Annotated in this window: 17 protein-coding genes; 4 read left to right on the top strand and 13 right to left on the bottom strand. The window is 68.8% G+C overall.

Translation table 11 applies throughout. From position 1 onward, the window contains the following. Nucleotides 1-9: 9 nt before the first annotated feature. From MUN76_RS11875 to MUN76_RS11865, 3 genes are all read right to left on the bottom strand, one after another. Complete coding sequence (locus tag MUN76_RS11875) at nucleotides 10-1,116, bottom strand: zinc-binding dehydrogenase (protein WP_244684921.1); 1,107 nt, start codon at nucleotides 1,114-1,116, stop codon at nucleotides 10-12. Nucleotides 1,117-1,210: 94 nt separating this feature from the next. Next, nucleotides 1,211-2,638 (bottom strand): aldehyde dehydrogenase family protein, encoded by a 1,428-nt coding sequence (locus MUN76_RS11870; protein ID WP_244684919.1) that lies wholly within the window; start codon nucleotides 2,636-2,638, stop codon nucleotides 1,211-1,213. Nucleotides 2,639-2,790: 152 nt separating this feature from the next. Further along, on the bottom strand, nucleotides 2,791-3,951 hold the full coding sequence (locus MUN76_RS11865; RefSeq protein ID WP_244684918.1) for an RsbRD N-terminal domain-containing protein: 1,161 nt from the start codon (nucleotides 3,949-3,951) through the stop codon (nucleotides 2,791-2,793). Between the two features lie 140 nt (nucleotides 3,952-4,091). Between MUN76_RS11865 and MUN76_RS11860 the strand changes: the two genes are divergently transcribed. Further along, complete coding sequence (locus tag MUN76_RS11860; protein WP_244684917.1) at nucleotides 4,092-5,759, top strand: amidohydrolase; 1,668 nt, start codon at nucleotides 4,092-4,094, stop codon at nucleotides 5,757-5,759. A gap of 184 nt (nucleotides 5,760-5,943) precedes the next feature. Further along, nucleotides 5,944-6,372, top strand: coding sequence for a TFIIB-type zinc ribbon-containing protein (locus tag MUN76_RS11855; protein WP_244684916.1), 429 nt, complete (start codon nucleotides 5,944-5,946; stop codon nucleotides 6,370-6,372). 168 nt (nucleotides 6,373-6,540) lie between these two features. Here the strand turns inward: MUN76_RS11855 and MUN76_RS11850 are convergent, their stop codons facing one another. Both MUN76_RS11850 and MUN76_RS11845 read right to left on the bottom strand, forming a co-directional pair. Further along, on the bottom strand, nucleotides 6,541-7,941 hold the full coding sequence (locus MUN76_RS11850; protein WP_244684915.1) for a M20/M25/M40 family metallo-hydrolase: 1,401 nt from the start codon (nucleotides 7,939-7,941) through the stop codon (nucleotides 6,541-6,543). A gap of 10 nt (nucleotides 7,942-7,951) precedes the next feature. After that, the gene (locus MUN76_RS11845; RefSeq protein ID WP_244684914.1) at nucleotides 7,952-8,674 is read right to left on the bottom strand and encodes a TetR/AcrR family transcriptional regulator; all 723 of its coding nucleotides are present in this window, start codon (nucleotides 8,672-8,674) and stop codon (nucleotides 7,952-7,954) included. 179 nt (nucleotides 8,675-8,853) lie between these two features. Between MUN76_RS11845 and MUN76_RS11840 the strand changes: the two genes are divergently transcribed. Beyond that, complete coding sequence (locus tag MUN76_RS11840; RefSeq protein ID WP_429952700.1) at nucleotides 8,854-10,536, top strand: amidohydrolase; 1,683 nt, start codon at nucleotides 8,854-8,856, stop codon at nucleotides 10,534-10,536. 133 nt (nucleotides 10,537-10,669) lie between these two features. Here MUN76_RS11840 and MUN76_RS11835 read toward each other — a convergent pair whose 3' ends face one another. Both MUN76_RS11835 and MUN76_RS11830 read right to left on the bottom strand, forming a co-directional pair. Further along, nucleotides 10,670-12,391, bottom strand: a complete 1,722-nt coding sequence (locus tag MUN76_RS11835; RefSeq protein WP_244684912.1) for a long-chain-fatty-acid--CoA ligase — start codon at nucleotides 12,389-12,391, stop codon at nucleotides 10,670-10,672. A gap of 9 nt (nucleotides 12,392-12,400) precedes the next feature. Further along, nucleotides 12,401-12,856: a DUF3817 domain-containing protein gene (locus MUN76_RS11830; protein WP_244684910.1), complete on the bottom strand. Its 456-nt coding sequence runs from the start codon at nucleotides 12,854-12,856 to the stop codon at nucleotides 12,401-12,403. Nucleotides 12,857-13,068: 212 nt separating this feature from the next. On the opposite strand from MUN76_RS11830, the gene MUN76_RS11825 reads away from it, so the two are divergent. Continuing rightward, entirely contained in the window at nucleotides 13,069-13,374 is a 306-nt protein-coding gene (locus MUN76_RS11825; RefSeq protein ID WP_244684909.1) for a hypothetical protein, read from the top strand. Between the two features lie 86 nt (nucleotides 13,375-13,460). On the opposite strand, the gene nrdF is transcribed toward MUN76_RS11825, so the two are convergent. The 6 genes from nrdF to rlmH form a co-directional block, all read right to left on the bottom strand. Next, complete coding sequence (gene nrdF / locus MUN76_RS11820) at nucleotides 13,461-14,429, bottom strand: class 1b ribonucleoside-diphosphate reductase subunit beta (protein WP_244684907.1); 969 nt, start codon at nucleotides 14,427-14,429, stop codon at nucleotides 13,461-13,463. Between the two features lie 40 nt (nucleotides 14,430-14,469). Then, nucleotides 14,470-16,611 carry a class 1b ribonucleoside-diphosphate reductase subunit alpha gene (gene nrdE, locus MUN76_RS11815; protein WP_244688771.1) on the bottom strand — a complete coding sequence of 714 codons (2,142 nt, stop codon included), beginning with the start codon at nucleotides 16,609-16,611 and terminating at the stop codon, nucleotides 14,470-14,472. Then, complete coding sequence (gene nrdI / locus MUN76_RS11810; RefSeq protein ID WP_244688769.1) at nucleotides 16,611-17,012, bottom strand: class Ib ribonucleoside-diphosphate reductase assembly flavoprotein NrdI; 402 nt, start codon at nucleotides 17,010-17,012, stop codon at nucleotides 16,611-16,613. Before nrdI ends, nrdE begins: the two co-directional genes overlap by 1 nt. 166 nt (nucleotides 17,013-17,178) lie before the next feature. Then, nucleotides 17,179-17,415, bottom strand: coding sequence for a glutaredoxin-like protein NrdH (nrdH, locus tag MUN76_RS11805; protein WP_244684905.1), 237 nt, complete (start codon nucleotides 17,413-17,415; stop codon nucleotides 17,179-17,181). A 250-nt stretch (nucleotides 17,416-17,665) separates the two neighbouring features. Then, nucleotides 17,666-18,025 (bottom strand): hypothetical protein, encoded by a 360-nt coding sequence (locus MUN76_RS11800; protein WP_244684903.1) that lies wholly within the window; start codon nucleotides 18,023-18,025, stop codon nucleotides 17,666-17,668. A 63-nt stretch (nucleotides 18,026-18,088) separates the two neighbouring features. Beyond that, nucleotides 18,089-18,547: a 23S rRNA (pseudouridine(1915)-N(3))-methyltransferase RlmH gene (gene rlmH / locus MUN76_RS11795; RefSeq protein WP_244684901.1), complete on the bottom strand. Its 459-nt coding sequence runs from the start codon at nucleotides 18,545-18,547 to the stop codon at nucleotides 18,089-18,091.

The raw sequence follows: 18,547 nt of genomic DNA, 5'->3' as shown, positions 1-18,547 counted from the left end.
TGGCCAGTGTCAGTGGAACTCGACGATCTTGCGCTTGCCGGTGGGGTTCGTGAGCGCCTGGACCGCCTCGACGGCGCGATCCTGCGAGATGCGCTCGCCGACCATGAGGTCGAGCGGCAGCTGCCCCGCGAGGTAGAGGTTCGCAATCCGCACGAAGTCGACCTGCGGGCGCGAGGAGCCGTAGTTGCAGCCGAGCAGACGCTGCCCGAACACGATGAGGCGCCAGGGGGTGATGGTCGCTTCGGCGTCGCGCGCCGGCATGCCCACCAGCACCACGGCGCCACCGGGCTTCAGGTAGTCGGGCATCCCGCTCGTGACCCGCGGCACCCCGATCGCGTCGAAGGCGAAGTCGACGCCCGAGCCGCCCGCGGCCGCGCGCACCTGCTCGACGACGTCCGGGTCGCTGCCCAGGAAGACGTCGGTGGCCCCGAGCTCCTGCGCGATCGCGAGCCGGTCCTCGGAGAGGTCCACCGCGATGATCTTGCTGGCGCCCGCGAGCTTCAGCCCGAGGATGATCGCCTGGCCGACGCCTCCGGCGCCGACGACGACGGCGGTCTGTCCGGCGCGCACGTCGGCGGTGTTGAGCACTGCGCCGATCCCGGTGGTGATCGAGCAGCCGATGAGCGCGGCGACCGCGGGCGGCACCGCGGCGGGGATCTTCACGACCGCCGAGCGGGGCACCACCGTGACCTCGGAGAAGGTGCCGACTCCCAGGTACGGGCGCGCCTCCTCGCCGTCCGCGACGGTGATGGGCGTGCTGCCGTCGGGGAGCCCGTTGGTCACGGCGCCGCTGGCGCTGCACAGCCAGCTCTGCCCGGCGACGCACGCGTCGCACCGGCCGCACGGGGCGTACCACGAGAGCACGACCTGGTCGCCGGGGGCGAGGTCACTGCCCTCACCCACCGCCTCGACGATGCCGGCGCCCTCGTGGCCCAGCGCGACGCGGTGGTCGAAAGGCCAGTCGCCGTTGAGCACGTGCAGGTCGGAGTGGCAGACGCCGGCCGCGGTCATGCGCACGAGCACCTCGCCCGCTCGCGGCGCGCGGTACTCGACCTCGGTGATCACGGGGGTGCTGTCGCCGCCGGCGAAGAGCACGGCGTTTGCTGTGACTGACATGGGATCTCCTCGTTGAAACTTCGACTGTGGGTTCGGACGGTAGTGGGTCGGTGGGTGGCGAGTCTGCCGAGTGGCGGTCTGCCGAGTGCCGGGATCAGCGCGCGTGCGCGCTCATCACGTGTTTGATGCGGGTGTAGTCCTCGTAGCCGTAGAGCGAGAGGTCCTTGCCCAGCCCGGAAGCCTTGTAGCCGCCGTGCGGCATCTCCGCGGGAATCACCTGGTGGCAGTTGATCCACACGGTGCCGAAGTCGAGCAGCCCGGCGAGTTCGGTGGCACGACCGTGATTCGTCGTCCACAGGCTCGAGGCGAGCGCCAGGTCGACGCCGTTGGCGAGCTCGATCGCCTCCGCCTCGGTCGTGAAGCTCTGCACGGTCAGGATCGGCGCGAACAGCTCGGCCTGCACGACCTCGTCGTCCTGCCGAACGCCGGAGAGCACGGTCGGCTTCAAGAAGTAGCCCGGCTCGAGGCGGTACCCGCCGGCCTCGACCGCGACGTGATCCGGCAGCCGGCCCAGCACGGCCTGCACGCGCTCGAGCTGCGCGAGGCTGTTGAGCGGCCCGTGGAACGCGCCAGGTTGATCCGGCCCACCGGTCGTGATCGTGGCGGTGTGCGCTTTGAGACGATCGAGGAACTCGTCGAGGATGCTCTCGTGCACGATCGCGCGGGTCGCCGCGGTGCAGTCCTGCCCTGCGTTGAAGAACGCCGCCGAGGCGATCCCCGGCACCGCGAGGTCGAGGTTCGCGTCGGCGAAGACGACCGCCGGCGCCTTGCCGCCGAGCTCCAAGTGCACGCGGGTAATGTTGCGGGACGCCGCGGACATCACCTCCGAGCCCGCTCGCACGCTGCCGGTGATCGCGACCATGTCGGCCGCGCGGTGCTCCGAGAGCAGCCTGCCGGTCTCGCGCCCGCCCACCACGACGTTGAGCACGCCCGCGGGGAGGACCTCCGCGGCGAGCTGAGCGAGGAGCACCGAGCTGCCCGGGGTGGTCTCGGCCGGTTTCAGCACAATCGTGTTGCCGGCGGCGAGCGCGGGGGCGATCTTCCAGATCGCCATCATGAACGGGTAGTTCCAGGGTGTGACCTGCGCCACGACGCCAATGGGCTCGCGCCGGATCGACGAGCTGAACCCCGCGGCGAACTCGCCCTGCGCGATCCCCTGCGGCGCCCGCCCGAGCCCGGCGAAGAACCGCAGCTGGTCGATGGCGCGCAGCAGCTCCATCTCGCGGGTGGTCTCTCGCGGCTTGCCGGTCTCGGCGATCTCGACGTCCAGGATCCGATCGAGGTTCGCCTCGATCGCGTCGGCGAGCCGCAGGATCCGCGCGTGCCGCTCGGCCGGGGTCGTCCGGCGCCAGGACGTCGCGGCCGCGGTGGCGGCGGCGAAGGCCAGGTCCACCTCGGCCGGTGCCGCGCCGCGGTACTCGATGAGGTGCTGCCCGGTCGCGGGATCGACGAGGTCGTACCGGTCGCCGGATCCCGCGACGGGGAGGCCGTCGATGATGTTGGTGACCGCGCTGTGCCGCATGGCTCCCTCTCGACGCCGATGAATGGTGTGGCTCGCTCCCGGACGGGGTCGCAGGGGCGAATGCACTCAACGCTAGGTCGGCGGCACGCGGAAGGCCCGGGGCGAAGTCACTGGGAACTCGGCCACCGGCTGTGCATTTGCATATTCCGGTACTAGTCGCCCGCAGCCGGTGCCAGCGCCACCAGGATCCAGGCCGCCTCGCGGGGCACGGTGGGGTCGAACCCCGTCCGTTCCGCGAAGGCGCGCAGTCGGTTGATGACGGTGTTGCGGTGGCAGTACAGCTGCTCGGCGGTCTCCTTGATCGATCCGCTCGTCAGGTACGTCTGCACGGCCTCGACCACGCGCTCCCGCTCGTGCTCGGCGAGCCCGTCGAGCGATTCGAGCAGTGCGGTCGTCCGAGCCGGGAACACCTGCAGCAGATGCGACCGCGCCACGGTCGCCCACACCTCGTCCTCGGTCGCGAGGATCTTGGGGGTGGGGGGAGCATTCGCCGCGATCTCCAGTGCGAGCCGCCCGGCCGCGTACACCCCGGCCAGCCCGGCCACCCCGCCGACGTACCCGCCGCGCTCGTGCGCGTCGCGCCGCCACTGCTCCGGACCCTGCTGCTCGCGGAAGAGGATCATCGCGCTCGCACTCTCGAAGATCCCGACCCGCGGATCCGAGCCGTAGCGCGCGATCATGGCGGTGATCCCCTCGCCCATCACCGCGACGACCTCGTAGTCCGCGAGCGCCCGCATGCGGAGTCGGCCGGCGATGAGCTCGAGCTCGCTGGCCGAGATCGGCTTGCCGTCGAACAACCGCATGACCATCCGGTGCCGGTGCGCGGCGGCGGTGCGGTCGATGCGATCGACCTCCGCCCGGTAGGCCTCGCGCAGGGAATCCACGTACGCGTCGACCGTGTCGAGCAAGTGCATGACGTTCTGCGCCAGCACCGCGTTGCCGTCCACGCCCGCGATGCGCTGCAGGCGGAGCCACATCACCCGGAAATCGATGCGGACCGCGCGCAGGAAGGTGGAGAGGGGCACGCCCTGCTGGGCACGACGCGCGGCGAGCCGCTCCATGACTCCCGCGGCGCCCGGCGGGTCGGGCTCGTCGCGGAGTCGCCGGATGAGCAGGTCGAATGTCTGCCGGGCCGTGTCCGCGATGTCCTGATCCGGCACCTGGTCGTCGGGGTACGGTTCCTTCGCGCGGAACTCCTGCAGGAAGTCGTCGACGAGATCGGGCAGTTCGTCGCGGAGCCGCGCGAGCATCCAGTCCCACGTCAGGTCCTCCGGGCGGCCCTCCGGCAGGGCGGGAGCGAGGACGGAGTGCATACGCACAAGCCTATTCCAGCAACCGGGGACGAATGCCCACTGTGCACAGTGGCCGGAGCCGTGACGATAGGAGAACATCCCGCTTCGCTCGCACCGGTCGCGAGGGAGGAGCGAGGCCCCCGATCGCCAAGGAGTCGAGCGTGCAGCACCCACCGTCGGAGCACACCCCCCGCGAGGACACGGTCTTCCGCAACGCGGTCGTCCACACCCAGGATCCCGGGATGCCCGCTGCACGGTCGGTACGGGTGAGCGGCGGCAGGATCACCGAGGTCTCGACGGGCGAGGTTCGGACCGGGGGCGCGCGAGTGATCGACCTCGAGGGCGCCACGCTCGTCCCCGGATTCAACGACGTGCACGCCCACAGCATCTGGTTCGGCCTCAGCAAACTCGAGCTCGACCTCAGCACCGCCGCGACCCTGGCCGAGCTCTACGATGCCGTCGCCGATCGGGCCGGCCGCGCCGCGCCCGGGGAGTGGATCGTCGCGAGCGGCTTCAGCCATATCCGTCTCGGCGGGCAGTATCCGGATCGTGATGCGCTCGACCGCGCTGCCGGCGGCCGCCCCGTCTGGCTGAAGCACAACTCCGGTCACTTCGCGTTCGTCAACGGCGCCGCGCTCCAGCTGATCGAGGCGCGCGCCGACCTGTCCGCGCCCATCGAGGGCGGCGTCGTAACCGTCGACTCCGCTGGTCGACCCACGGGTCTGCTCGAGGAGAACGCGATGTCGCTCGTGCAGGACCTCGTGCTCCCCTACCCCACCGCGACGATCGCCGACGCGCTCGACCTCGCCACCCAGCACTACTTGCGCGAGGGCATCACGAGCGTCACCGACGCCGGCATCGCCGGGGGCTGGATCGGCAACTCGCCCCGGGAGTTCGCCGCGTACCAGATCGCCCGCGCCGAGGGCCGGCTGCACACCCGGATGCAGCCCATGTTCATCATCGACGCCCTGCACGCGATCCCGGGCCACGAGACCGACCACGACATCTTGACGCTCGACGGCGGAATCCACACCGGCTTCGGCGACGACTGGCTGCAGCTCGGCCCCGTCAAGATCTTCAGCGACGGCTCGCTGCTCGGCTCGACGGCCTCGCTCTCCGAGCACTACTTCGGGTGCCCCGACAATCACGGCTACCTGCAGGAGTCGCCGGAGACGCTGCGCTCCCGCGCCCTGCGCGCCTACGCCGGAGGCTGGTCGATCGCCATGCACGCGATCGGCGACCACGCCGTGGACCAGGCGATCTCGATCATCGGCGAGGCGCAGCGGCGATTCGGGCGGCGGGCGATCCCGAACCGGATCGAGCACGCCGGGATCGTGCGCGACGACCAGCTCCCGCTGCTCGCCGAGCTCGGGATCGCCGTCACCCCGCAGCCGTTCTTCCTAAGGGAGTTCGGCGACGCGATGGTCGAGAAGATCGGCGCGGAGCGGGTCGGGCAGCTCTATCGAGGTCGCTCGTTCCTCGACGCGGGAATCATGCTGCCGGGTTCGTCGGATCGCCCGGTTGCCGACGGCAATGTACTCGCCGGGATCCAGTCCTTCGTGGAGCGGCGCACCGGATCGGGCGCGATCGTGGCCGCGGACGAGCGACTCTCGGCCGCGCAGGCGCTCGCCGCCTACACGGTCGGGTCGGCCAGCGCGACGGGTCAGGCCCACAACCGCGGCACGATCCGCCCCGGCATGCTCGCGGACCTTGTGGTGCTCGGCGATGATCCGCTCACAGTGCCGAGCGCTCGCATCGCCGACATCGATCTGCTCGCGACCGTGATCGACGGGCGGATCGCCGTCGGCGCCGAGCGCCTCGGCGGCTGACGCGGGGTCGAGTGTGCAGTTGTGCACACGAATCGGCTCGTGAAGGTGCGCAACTGCACACTGATTCTCGGCCGTGGCCCCGGTTCCGCCCTCGAGAGAGCGCAATCGCACCGCGTGGGTCCCGGCACGGTGCGATTGCGTTCACTCGGCCAATTTCGAGCGAAGGTCCCCTACTCTGAGGATCATGAACTGCCCGAGTGATGGAACCACCCTGCTCATGAGCGAGCGCCAGGGGATCGAGATCGACTACTGCCCGCAGTGCCGCGGCGTCTGGCTCGACCGCGGGGAGCTCGACAAGATCTTGGAGAAAGCCCAGGCCGAAGCCGAGCAGTTCGCGGCGCAGGCCGCATCGCAGGCCCCGGTTGCTCCGCCCGCCGTGCCTGGTCCGCACCAGCCGCCCGTCGCACCGGCGCAGTACGACGCGCCCCGGTACGACGACCGGCGCGACGACCGGCGAGATGATCGCCGGGACGACCGTCGCTATGATGACCGGCGCGACGACCGGAGGTACGACGACCGCCGCTACGACGATCAGCGCTACGGCTCGAAGTCGGGCAACTACCGCAAGAAGAAGAGCCCGTTCGAGTTCCTCGGCGACATCTTCGAGGGGTAGGCGCTCGACGACCCCGTGCGCGGCACACGTCACGCACGGCGGAGATGTCAATCATGGCGGATCCATTCCGGGGATTCGCTCCGTCACCCGTGAGATCTCCGTCGGGATCGGTCGCCAGCTCGTCCCGCGTGACGCCGGGATCCCCGCGGGCAGCATCGCCCGCGCCCCCTAGCCGATGCGGTCAGCGACGATGAGCCGCAGCGCCTCGAGCGAGAGCGCCACCGATTCCACGTCGATCCGCTCGTCGTGCCCGTGCACTCCCTCGCGATACCGTTCGTACGACCAGCTCGGCCCGAGCAGTCCGAAGCCGTAGGCCGGCACGCCCAGCTCGCGGAAGAGCCGCGCATCGGAGCCGCCCGCCGCCATGATGGGCACCACCGGCGATCCCGCGACGGACTCGACCGCCCGCTCGATCGCGGCGAAGAGCGGGGTGTCGGTGCCCGACGCCGTCGCGTCCCAGCCGCGGAGGTGCTGGATCTCGACGAGCTCCGAAAGCGGGCCGAGCACCGCGCGCAAGAGGTCGTCGACGTCATCGTCGGTGGTACCTGGCAGGGTACGGATATCCAGCTCGATGGACCCCGAGCCCGGGATCACGTTGTGCGTCGATCCCGCGCGCAGCACGGTCGGGGAGATCGTGACCCGGGAGACCGCGTACGCGTACCCCGCGATGCCCCCGAGCTGCGGCAGCGCCGCGTCGAGGCGCACCGGGTCGCGCAACCGATCCGCGAGATCCTCGTCGGGGATCCGGGCCGTCACGAACGCGTCCCACAGCTCCCCGAGCTGCGCCGCGGGCACGACCGCACCGAGCTGCTGCAGCACATCGCCGATGCGGTACGCGGCACTCCGCGCGCCGTAGGGAATCGACGCGTGCCCGGGGGTGCCCTGCACGACGAGCAGCCGCCCCGCCGATCCCTTCTCGGCCGCGCCGATGGCGACGTGCTCGCCCATGCGCATGCCACCCGACTCGCTCAGCACCTCGCTCACGGCCACCGCGTCGGGGTGGGTGTTGAGGAGCCAGCGCAGCCCGTAGTCGCCGCCCGCCTCCTCGTCGGCGACGGCCAGCAGCACGAGGTCCCCACGCGGCTTCTCGGGCGCGAGCGCCACGTCGCGCAGCACCGTCGCGAAGGCGGCCGTGAGGTACAGCATGTCGACGGCGCCGCGCCCCCAGACCTCGCCGTCGCTGAGCTCACCGCCGAAGGGATTGCGGGTCCAGCCGTCGGGATCGACCGGCACGACATCGAGGTGTCCGAGGAGGCCGAGCACGGGGGCTGCGGGATCTGTGCCGCGCACGCGAGCGATCAAGGACGAGCGCCCGGGTGCCGGTTCGAGGACCTGCATCTCGACGGGGGCGTCCGCGAAGAACCGCTGCAGCACGCGGACGTTCCGGATCTCCTGCCCCGATCCGGGGTGCCCCTCGTTGACGCAGGCCTCGCGGATCATCGCGCGCAGCAGCTCGATCGTGTCGCTCGCCGCACCCACCAACGCGTCGGGGGATCCCGCGGCCGGCACTGCTCCGCTCTCACCTGACACCGGGTCCACCTCCGCTCGCGACCGGGCGTCGCCGGTCATTCGTCCCAGCCTACTCGCCCGCTGAGATCGCGCCCGCGGCAGGATCTCCCGCGGCAGGATCGCCTGCGGCCGCCCGCGCCACGGAATCGAGGATCGCGGCGATCCCGGCCCGATAGACCGTGATGCCGTTGATGGCCAGCAGCTCGTCGCGGTGCGCGCGAACGAGCGGGTAGTCGGCGAGATCCACCGCCCCGAACGTGCTGATCCACGGCGTCGAGCCGTCCCGCGCCGCGTCGCCGTTGCGCATCACCTCGTGCGCGAGCGCCGCGCCCTGGGACACCGCGAAGCCGGAGACCGCGGCGTAGGCGGTGATGAGCGGACGGCCCGTGAGCCCGCCCTCGGTGAGCAGGGCGAGAATGAGCTCGTCGGCGGAGACGTCACCCGGACCCGCCGGGTCGAGCACCGCTCCCTCGATCGCCACGGATGGGTATTCGAGGCTCAGCTCGGCCGAGCGCAGCAGATAGGCCTCGAGCCGACCCCGCCAGTCCCCCGGCGCCGCGCGCGCGTGCTCCACAGCGGTGGCGGCGAGCCGATCGAGGGCGGCGCGCGTCAGCTCGTCCTTGTTGCGGAAGTGCCGGTACATCGCCGTCGCGTCGACGCCGAGGGCCGAGCCGAGGCGCTTGAAGGTCGGGCGCAGGGCCGGTTCGCTGCGTGCGAGTTCCAGCAGGGCGTCGACGATGACGCGCTGATCCAGCCGCGTGCGGCGCGGGATCGCCGGAGACTCCGATGCCACCGACTCTGCCGCTGGTGATTCCACCGCTGCCGACCCCGCCATGCCGCCTCCGATCTCGTGGGTGCGCCCCAGTCTAACCGCGGTGGGGATCCGGGATCATTCCGACTGACAATGCACGTGTCACCGCCATTGATCTGACCCGTCCGATCTTCTAGGCTGGCGATCACGGTTCGACGACGATGAACGCCCAGGAGGCCCCGGTGAGCAGTGCCGCGCACGCAGATGTAGTGTTCGAGAACGGCTGGATCTACACGGGCACTGCGAGTGCCCCGGTGTTTGGCGGCCTCGCGATCGCCGACGGCAGGATCCTGAGCGCCGACCCCGCAGAGGTGGCGGTCCTGGCCGCGACGGCCGACCAGCGGGTCGACCTCGGCGGGCGACTGGTGATCCCGGGGTTCCAGGACGCGCACGTGCACCCCGTGATGGCGGGAGTCGAGCTGCTGAGCTGCGACCTCTCGGCGTGCAACACGGCGGAGGAGACGCTCGACGCGATCCGGAACTACGCGACCTCCCACCCCGAGCTCGAATGGATCCTCGGTGCCGGCTGGTCGATGGACGCGTTCCCCGGCGGCACCCCGACCCGCCAGGCGCTCGACGCCATCGTGCCCGACCGCCCCGTCTTTCTTGAGAACCGCGACCACCACGGCGCCTGGGCGAACTCGCGCGCGCTGGAGCTCGCCGGGCTCGAGGCCGGCACCGCCGATCCCGCAGACGGACGCATCGAGCGGGAGCCCGATGGCACCCCCTCCGGCACGCTGCACGAGGGGGCCATGTCGCTCTTCGACGGCGTGCGGCCGCGCGCGACCGGGGAGCAGGCCTACGCCGGGCTGCTCGCCGCGCAGGAGCACCTGCTGTCGCTCGGGATCACGGCGTGGCAGGATGCCGCCGTCGGCGAGTTCATGGGCAGCCCCGACACCGTGCCGACGTATCGCCGCGCGCTCGACGAGGGCGCGCTGCGGGTGCGGGTGCGCGGAGCGCAGTGGTGGAACCGCGAGGCCGGGGAGGCGCAGCTCGAGACGATTCTCGCCCGCCGAGATGAGGCGGCGGCCACCGCGGATCCGGAGCGCTTCTCGCTGAACTCGGTGAAGGTGATGGTGGACGGCGTGGCCGAGAACTTCACCGCGGCGATGCACGAGTGCTACCGGGATCACGGCGGCCACCTGACCGACAACCGCGGTATCTCGTTCTTCGATCCCGAGGAGATGGCGGAGTTTGTGACTGCGCTCGACGGCGCGGGGGTGCAGGTGCACTTCCACGCGCTCGGCGATCGCGCCGTGACCGAGGCGCTCGACGCCGTCGAGCGGGCGCTGGAGACGAACGGTGAGCGCGGCAACCGGCACCATCTCGCGCACCTGCAGGTCGTGCGGCCGGCCGATGTGCCCCGCTTCGCCGCGCTCGGGGCGACCGCGAACATCCAGGCGCTGTGGGCCTGCCACGAGGAGCAGCTCGACACCCTGACCCTGCCGTTCCTCCCGGACGACGCGGATCAGCACCACTACCCGTTCGGCGATCTTGTCGCGGACGGCGCGCATCTCGCCGCCGGCAGCGACTGGCCGGTGTCGAGCGCGGATCCCCTGCAGGCGATCCACGTCGCCGTCAACCGGGTTTCGCCGGGCAGCGGGCGCCCGCCGCTCGGGGATCCGCGGCAGCGACTCACGCTGGCCCAGGCGCTCGACGCCTACACGCAGGGGACGGCGCGCATCAACCATCTGGACGCGGTGACCGGCCGCCTGATCCCCGGGTACTTCGCCGACCTCGCGATCCTCGACCGCAACCTGTTCGAGCAGGATCCCGAGCGGCTGCACGAGGCGCGCGTCGACGAGACGTGGGTTGCGGGCGAGCGGGTGTACCAGCGCGCGTAGGGGCGTCGCCTTTTCGTGTGAGCGATTTCTGGTCTCCCAGCGGAACATCACCACGGAAGTCGCTCACACCGCGGAGGCGGCACCGCTGGAGCCACGCCCCAACGCCCCAACGCCCTAACGCCCCAACGCGCGCCTACTCCTCCTCGGCTGCGGCCGCCCGCACCGCACTGCGATCCGCAAGCAGGGTGTCGCGCACCCGGCGGCGCAGCACCTTGCCGATCAGTGACTTCGGCAGTTCCTCCCACACGAGGTAGGTGCTGGGGCGCTTGTACTCCGCGAGGTGCTCCCGCGCGGCCTCACGCGCGGCGTCCTCATCGAACGTCGCCCCCGGCTCCAAGATCACGGCGACCGTCACGACCTCCGCGCCACCCCCGCGCGGGATCCCCACGACCGCCGACTCGGCGACCCCGGGCACCCCGTTCACCACGCGCTCGACCTCACTCGGCGACACGTTGAATCCGCCGGTGATGATGAGCTCCTTCTTGCGGTCCACGACCGTGACGAAGCCGCCCTCGTCCTGCACCACCAGATCCCCGGTGCGCAGCCAGCCGCCCTCGAGCAGGGTCGCGGCGGTCTCCTCGGGGCGGTTCCAGTACCCCTGGAACACCTGCGGGCCGCTGATCAACAGCTCTCCCGCCTCTCCCTGGGCGACCTCGCGCGTGGGCTCGCTGGGATCCACCACTCGAATGTCCGTCGACGGGAACGGGATCCCGATCGCCCCGATCTTACGGGTGTCGGTGAACGGGTTCGCCAGCGCGACCGGGCTCGTCTCCGTGAGCCCGTACCCCTCGTTGAGCATGCTGCCCGCGAGATCCTCCCAGCGCTTCACCACCGCCGGCGTGAGCGTCATCGCCCCCGAGATCGCGTAGACCACCCCGCTCAGGTCGAGTTGCCCGTCGCGGGCGACCCGCGCGAGGCGATCGAACATCGGCGGCACGGCGGGCACGAAGGTCGGCGGAAAGCGCTTGGCGGCCCGCGAGACCAGCTCGGGATCGAACGTCGGGAACAGCACCGCGCGGGATCCGGTCTCGACCGAGTAGATCACCGACAGCAGCAGGCCGAACGAGTGGAACATCGGCAGCAGTCCATAGATGCTGCCCTCGCCGCGGGTGAAGTCGGGCATCCACGCCGCGCCCTGCCGGGCGTTCGCCCACAGGTTCTCGTGCGAGATCATCGCGCCTTTGGGTGTGCCGGTCGTGCCCGAGGTGTACTGCAGGCAGGCGATGTCGCTCTGGGTCGGCCGCGGGTGGGTGCTCGGGATCGGGGCCGATCGCTCGAGTCGCGTGAACGGGATCGTGCCGGTGGTGCGGGTCGTCAGCTTGTCCCGCGACTCGCGCGCCTTCTGCACCGGCAGGCGGAGCGCGATCCGGGTGCCGAGCGGCATCGCGCGAGTGATATCGACCGCAACGATCGTGCGGAGGCCGACGTCGGCGGGCAGACTCTGCAGGGTCGCCACGACCTTGTCCCAGGCGATGACCACCGTGGCACCGTGATCCCGGAACTGCACCTCGAGCTCATCGCGGGTGTACAGCGGATTGTGCTCGACCACCGTCGCGCCGAGGCGGAGCACCGCGTAGAACGCGATGACGTGCTGGGGCGCATTCGGCATGATGAGCGCGACGCGATCCCCCGCCTGCACCCCCAGCTCGCGCAGCCCGTTCGCGACCCGAGCGACCCGCTCGCCCAGGCTGCGGTAGGTCACCGTCGCCCCGAAGAAGCTCACGGCGTCGCGATCGGCCCACTGCGCGCAGCGCTCGTCGAGCAGGTCCACGAGGGATCCGGTGACCGGTTCGATGTCGACCGGGGTACCGGGTGCGTAGAAGCGGTTCCAGGCGCGAGTGGCGTTGAGCTGCATGGTTCGAGATTAGTCGCGCGGCACCGGGGGCCCCAACCACAGCAGCACGGTGAACGCGACACTGACGCCGACCACGAGCATCAGCACCGACAGGATCGGGTGCCGCAGCACCCAGGCCTGCAGTCGCTCGATGAGATTGCGCGGGGTGTCGCCGCCCCGCCCGAGGCGCCACGTCGAGCCCAGGAGCCCGCGCCGATCGACGACGAGCTCGAACGGCAGCGTAGCGAACGGGACGATCGCAGACGCGAGCCCGAGGAGCCCGGTGACCGGCCGCCAGCGCTGATTCACCCACACGAACACCGTGATCACGCAGTAGCCGAGGAAGACGAAGCCGTGCACGCCCCCTGCCGGGCCGACCATCGCGTCGGTGACCCCGGTGCCGCGCAGGATCATCGCGGTGATGAGCCCTGCCCACGTCACGATCTCGGCGAAGGCGAACGTGCGGAACAGGATGCGCGGCGTCATGGCTCCCACCATATCGAGGACAGGCTGGGAAAGTACGGGTCCCGAATTGCCGGCGCGGGGCGGCGAGGACCCTCGCCGCGCACGTCCCTCCTGAGCTCGCGGCGGGCCTGCACGCGGCTCCGCCGAGCGGTGAATCGCCGGCGCTGCGCCGCCGCCCAGATCTCCCCCTCGCGACGGAGGTCGCCTGTCCGAGCCGGAGCTAGCCTGGAGGCATGAGCGAGAACGAGCGGAAGAGTCCACTGTTGAGCGCTTCAATGACCTGGGTCATTGCGGGCATCCTGGTCGGCGGCCTCGTCGGCGGCCTGGTCGGGTCGATCGGCAACATGATCGGAGCGGGTATCGGGGTCGGGATCGCCATCGGTGCGATCGTCGGCTTCATCATGGGCATGCCTCGTGAGAGGCGCGGGAGTGGCGGTGTGGATTCCGGCACCGCGCCGGGGTCCGCGCCCCCCGCGTCCCCCACGTCCCCCGCTTCGCCCAGCGGCACCGCATCTCCGGGGTCCCCCAGCACCGAGTGAACACCCCACGCGGTGCACACAGCTCAGGCGGTGGGATTCACGTGAATCCCACCGCCTGACGTGTCACACCCGCGTGAGCGGCCGGCCTAGAAGTCCCAGTCCTCGTCTTCGGTGGCGACGGCCTTGCCGATGACGTACGAGGATCCAGAACCGCTGAAGAAGTCATGGTTCTCGTCGGCGTTCGGCGACAGCGAGGAGAGGATCGCCGGGTTGACGTCCGTCATCTCCTTCGGGAACATCGGCTCGTAGCCGAGATTCATCAGCGCCTTGTTCGCGTTGTAGTGCAGGAACTTCTTGACGTCCTCGGACAGGCCGACGCCGTCGTACAGATCCTGCGTGTACTGCACCTCGTTCTCGTACAGTTCGTACATGAGCGAGAACGTGTAGTCCTTGAGCTCCTCGCGGCGCGCCTCGGTCTCCTTCTCGAGCCCCTTCTGGAACTTGTACCCGATGTAGTAGCCGTGCACGGCCTCATCGCGGATGATGAGGCGGATCAGGTCGGCCGTGTTCGTGAGCTTGGCGTGGCTCGACCAGTACATCGGCAGGTAGAAGCCCGAGTAGAACAGGAACGACTCGAGCAGCGTCGACGCGATCTTGCGCTTCAGCGGGTCATCACCCTCGTAGTAGTCGGTGATGATCTGCGCCTTCTTTTGCAGATTCGGGTTCTCGGCCGACCACCGGAAGGCGTCGTCGATCTCCTGCGTCGAGCACAGGGTCGAGAAGATCGACGAGTAGCTCTTCGCGTGCACCGACTCCATGAACGCGATGTTCGTGTAGACCGCCTCTTCGTGCGGGGTGATCGCGTCCGGGATCAGCGACACGGCACCGACCGTGCCCTGGATCGTGTCGAGCAGCGTCAGACCGGTGAACACGCGCATGGTGAGCAGCTGCTCCTCGGGCGTGAGCGTCGCCCACGACTGCACATCGTTCGACAGCGGCACCTTTTCGGGCAGCCAGAAGTTGTTCACCAAGCGGTTCCAGACCTCGAGGTCCTTGTCGTCCTGGATCCGGTTCCAGTTGATCGCTTGAACTGCGTGTCCCAGCTTGAAGTTCATCGGTTCCTTTTTCGGTATCGGTGCTGACTCGGGCGGGGTGCTACAGCATGCAGCTGACGCACTCCGTCATGTCGGTGCCTTCGAGCGCGAGCTGACGCAGGCGGATGTAGTAGATCGTCTTGATCCCCTTGCGCCACGCGTAGATCTGCGCCCGGTTGATGTCGCGCGTGGTGGCGGTGTCCTTGAAGAACAGCGTCAGCGACAGCCCCTGGTCGACGTGCTGCGTCGCGGCCGCGTAGGTGTCGATGATCTTCTCGGGCCCGATCTCGTACGCGTCCTCGTAGTACTCGAGGTTGTCGTTCGTGAGGAACGGCGCCGGGTAGTACACGCGCCCGAGCTTGCCCTCCTTGCGGATCTCGATCTTCGAGGCGATCGGGTGGATCGACGAGGTCGAGTTGTTGATGTACGAGATGGAGCCGGTGGGCGGCACCGCCTGCAGGTTCTGGTTGTAGATCCCGTGCTCCATAACGCTGGCCTTGAGCGCGCGCCAGTCCTCCTGGGTCGGGATCTCGACGCCGGACTCGGCGAACATCTCGCGCACCCGCGCCGTCGCCGGCTCCCACACCTGATCGGTGTACTTGTCGAAGAACTCGCCCGAGGCGTACTTCGAATCCTCGAAGCCGCCGAAGGTGACCTTCCGCTCGATCGCGATGTGGTTGGAAGCCCGGATCGCGTGGAACAGCACCGTGTAGAAGTAGATGTTCGTGAAGTCGATGCCCTCTTCGCTGCCGTAGTGCACCCGCTCACGAGCGAGGTAGCCGTGCAGGTTCATCTGGCCGAGACCGATGGCGTGCGACTGGTCGTTGCCGTCCTCGATCGAGCGCACCGACGTGATGTGGCTCATGTCGCTGACCGCGCTGAGGGCGCGGATCGCGAGGTCGACGCTGCCGCCGAAGTTGCCGCCGTCCATCATCATGGCGATGTTCATCGAGCCGAGGTTGCACGAGATGTCCTTGCCGATCTCGTTGTAGCTCAGGTCCTCGTTGTAGGTGGTCGGGGTGTTGACCTGCAGGATCTCCGAGCAGAGATTCGACATGTTGATCCGGCCCTTGATCGGGTTCTCCCGGTTCACCGTGTCCTCGAACACGATGTACGGGTAGCCCGACTCGAACTGCAGCTCGGCGATCGTCTGGAAGAAGTGCCGCGCGTTGATCTTGGTCTTCTTGATGCGCGCATCGTCGACCATCTCGTGGTACTTCTCCGAGATGGAGAGATCTCCGAAGGGCACCCCGTACACGCGCTCCACGTCGTAGGGGGAGAACAGGTACATGTCCTCGCCCTTCTTCGCGAGCTCGAAGGTGATGTCCGGGATCACGACGCCGAGCGAGAGGGTCTTGATCCGGATCTTCTCGTCCGCGTTCTCACGCTTCGTGTCGAGGAACCGCATGATGTCGGGGTGGTGGGCCGAGAGGTACACCGCTCCGGCGCCCTGGCGCGCACCGAGCTGGTTCGCGTAGCTGAAGCTGTCCTCGAGCAGCTTCATCACGGGGATGATGCCGGAGGACTGGTTCTCGATCTTCTTGATCGGGGCCCCGGTCTCGCGGATGTTGGAGAGGGAGAGCGCCACGCCGCCGCCGCGCTTCGAGAGCTGGAGCGAGGAGTTGATGCCGCGCGAGATCGACTCCATGTTGTCCTCGATGCGCAGCAGGAAGCACGAGACGAGCTCGCCGCGCTGCGCCTTGCCGAGGTTGAGGAACGTCGGGGTCGCCGGCTGGAAACGGCCCGAGATGATCTCGCGGACGAGACCGCGCGCGAGCTCCTGATCGCCCTGTGCGAGGCCGAGCGCGACCATCACCACACGATCCTCGAAGCGCTCGAGGTAGCGCTTGCCGTCGAAGGTCTTCAGCGCGTAGGAGGTGAAGAACTTGAACGCGCCGAGGAACGTCGGGAAGCGGAACTTCATCGCGTACGCCTCGTCGCGGAGGTGCTCGATGAACGACATCGGGTACTGGTCGATGAGCTCGCGCTCGTAGTAGTCGTTGTCGATGAGGTAGCGCATGCGCTCCTCGAAGTTATGGAAGAACACCATGTTCTGATTCACGTGCTGCAGGAAGTACTGCCGCGCCGCCTCACGATCCTTGTCGAACTGGATCTTGCCATCGGCGTCGTACAGATTGAGCATCGCGTTCAGCGCGTGGTAATCCATGTCGCTGACCTTCGAAGAGTCGAGACCCGGCTCCATCACTGCTGCTTCCAAAACTGTTCCAATCCTTCTTGGACGGCGGTGACGTCGTCCGGGGTTCCAAAGAGTTCAAATCGGTAGAGGTGGGGCACCTGGCACTTGCGCGCAATGATGTCGCCCGCAATGCCGTAGGCGTCACCGAAATTGGTGTTGCCCGCCGCGATGACGCCCCGCAGCTGGGTTCGATTGCGCTCGTCGTTGAGGAATCGGATGACCTGCTTCGGGACCGCGCGCGTTTCCGGACCTCCGCCATAGGTGGGAACGAGGAGCACAAACGGCTCGTCCACGACCAGCGGATCGTCGCTCGCGCGGATCGGGATCCGCAGGGCAGGACGATCGAGCTTCTGCACGAAGCGATGGGTGTTCTCAGACACACTGGAGAAGTACACCAGGTCCGTCATCACGATCGCTCCTCCTTCCCCTATCAACTCGGGGTACAGAACGCCCGCATCCGTTTTCGAGGGCGAAGCGCCTCGAAATCGACTGCGGGACGTGCGTTGCTCCGGGGCGGGGCCGCGAACCGCGGCCCCGGGTGTCGCAGCACACGGCACTGCGACACGGTTCGGACTAGTCGGCCAGGCGGCTCGCGAGCTCCGAGATCTTGTCCGGGCGGAAGCCCGACCAGTGCTCGTCCTCAGTCACCACGACGGGAGCCTGGAGGTACCCGAGCCCCTTCACCGTCTGCAGCGCCGTGGCGTCCTCAGACAGGTCGAGCACGTTGTACTCGATGCCCTTGCTGTCGAGCGCCCGGTACGTCGCCGTGCACTGCACGCAAGACGGTTTGGTGTACACCGTGATGGCCATTTCACGCCCTTCTCTCAAAACTGCCGCACCTCGCCCGAGGCACTACATATAGTGAATCATACCCGGGGCGACCACAACATGCAGTAGTTACATGAATGTAGTTTTCCACTCGAATTCCACCGTCACGGCGGCCGACCTGGGGACAACTTTCGGCGGAGTTCCGCCCTCCTGAGGGGGTTATCCACAGGCTGTTGGGTGGGGAAGAATTTTCCTCCACAGCCCCTCCCCGGCGTGTCGCGTGAGGGGGTGCTCAGACGGCGATCGGCCACAGCATCTCCGTTCCGTCGGGCTGGAACCAGCGCATCATCAGCATCGTGTCAGCGGCGCGCATCGTCTGCTCCGCGTGACCACCGCGGAGCACCACCCGCACTCGCTCGCCCGGGTACACCGTGCGCGGAAGCGAGAGCCCCAGCATGCCGCTGCCCGCGAGCGCGAATCGCACGGAGTGCAGCGGCGAGGCTCCTTGGTGCTCCACCTCGATGACCCCGGAGGCCGAGCGGGTCACGATCCGCCACGGCACCGCGATAGCGACGCCGGGCTCACGCTCGTCCATGCGGCGCACCGAGCGCGCCGGTGCCTGCAGGCGGGTCGTGAGTCGAAAGGGGTTCATGTCGGAAGGGTAACGGGGACCTCGGACATTGATGGGGTGTCGACGAGGCGCACCCGCACCCCTCTACACGTGGTGGTACGGCCGGTTGCCCGCGATCTCCTGCGCCCGGTAGAGCTGCTCGGCGAGGATCAGGCGGACGAGCTGATGCGGAAACACGAGCTGCGACAAACTCCACACGAAGTCGGCGCGATCCCGCACCCGGTCATCGACCCCATACGCACCGCCGATCACGACGGTCACGGTGCGGCCGGCATCGAACGCGCCCTGCAGCCGCTGCGCGAGCGTCGGCGAATCGACGTTGCGCCCGCGCTCATCGAGCAGCACCAGGAACTGGTCGCGATCCACCCGCGAGAGAATCCGCTCCGACTCCTCGGCCCGCGCCGCCTCACCCTCCCGCGAGGAGTGCGGCAGCAACTGCCAGGACACCTCGAAGGGCTTTCGCAGGCGCTTCTCGTACCGCTGGATCCCGTCGCTGACCCACGATTCATGCTTCTTTCCGACCGCAAGCACCCGAACGCTCAT

The sequence above is a fragment of the Leucobacter rhizosphaerae genome, from assembly GCF_022919175.1.
GTDB classification, from domain to species: Bacteria; Actinomycetota; Actinomycetes; order Actinomycetales; family Microbacteriaceae; genus Leucobacter; species Leucobacter rhizosphaerae.
This window is presented reverse-complemented; position numbering and strand designations above follow the sequence as displayed.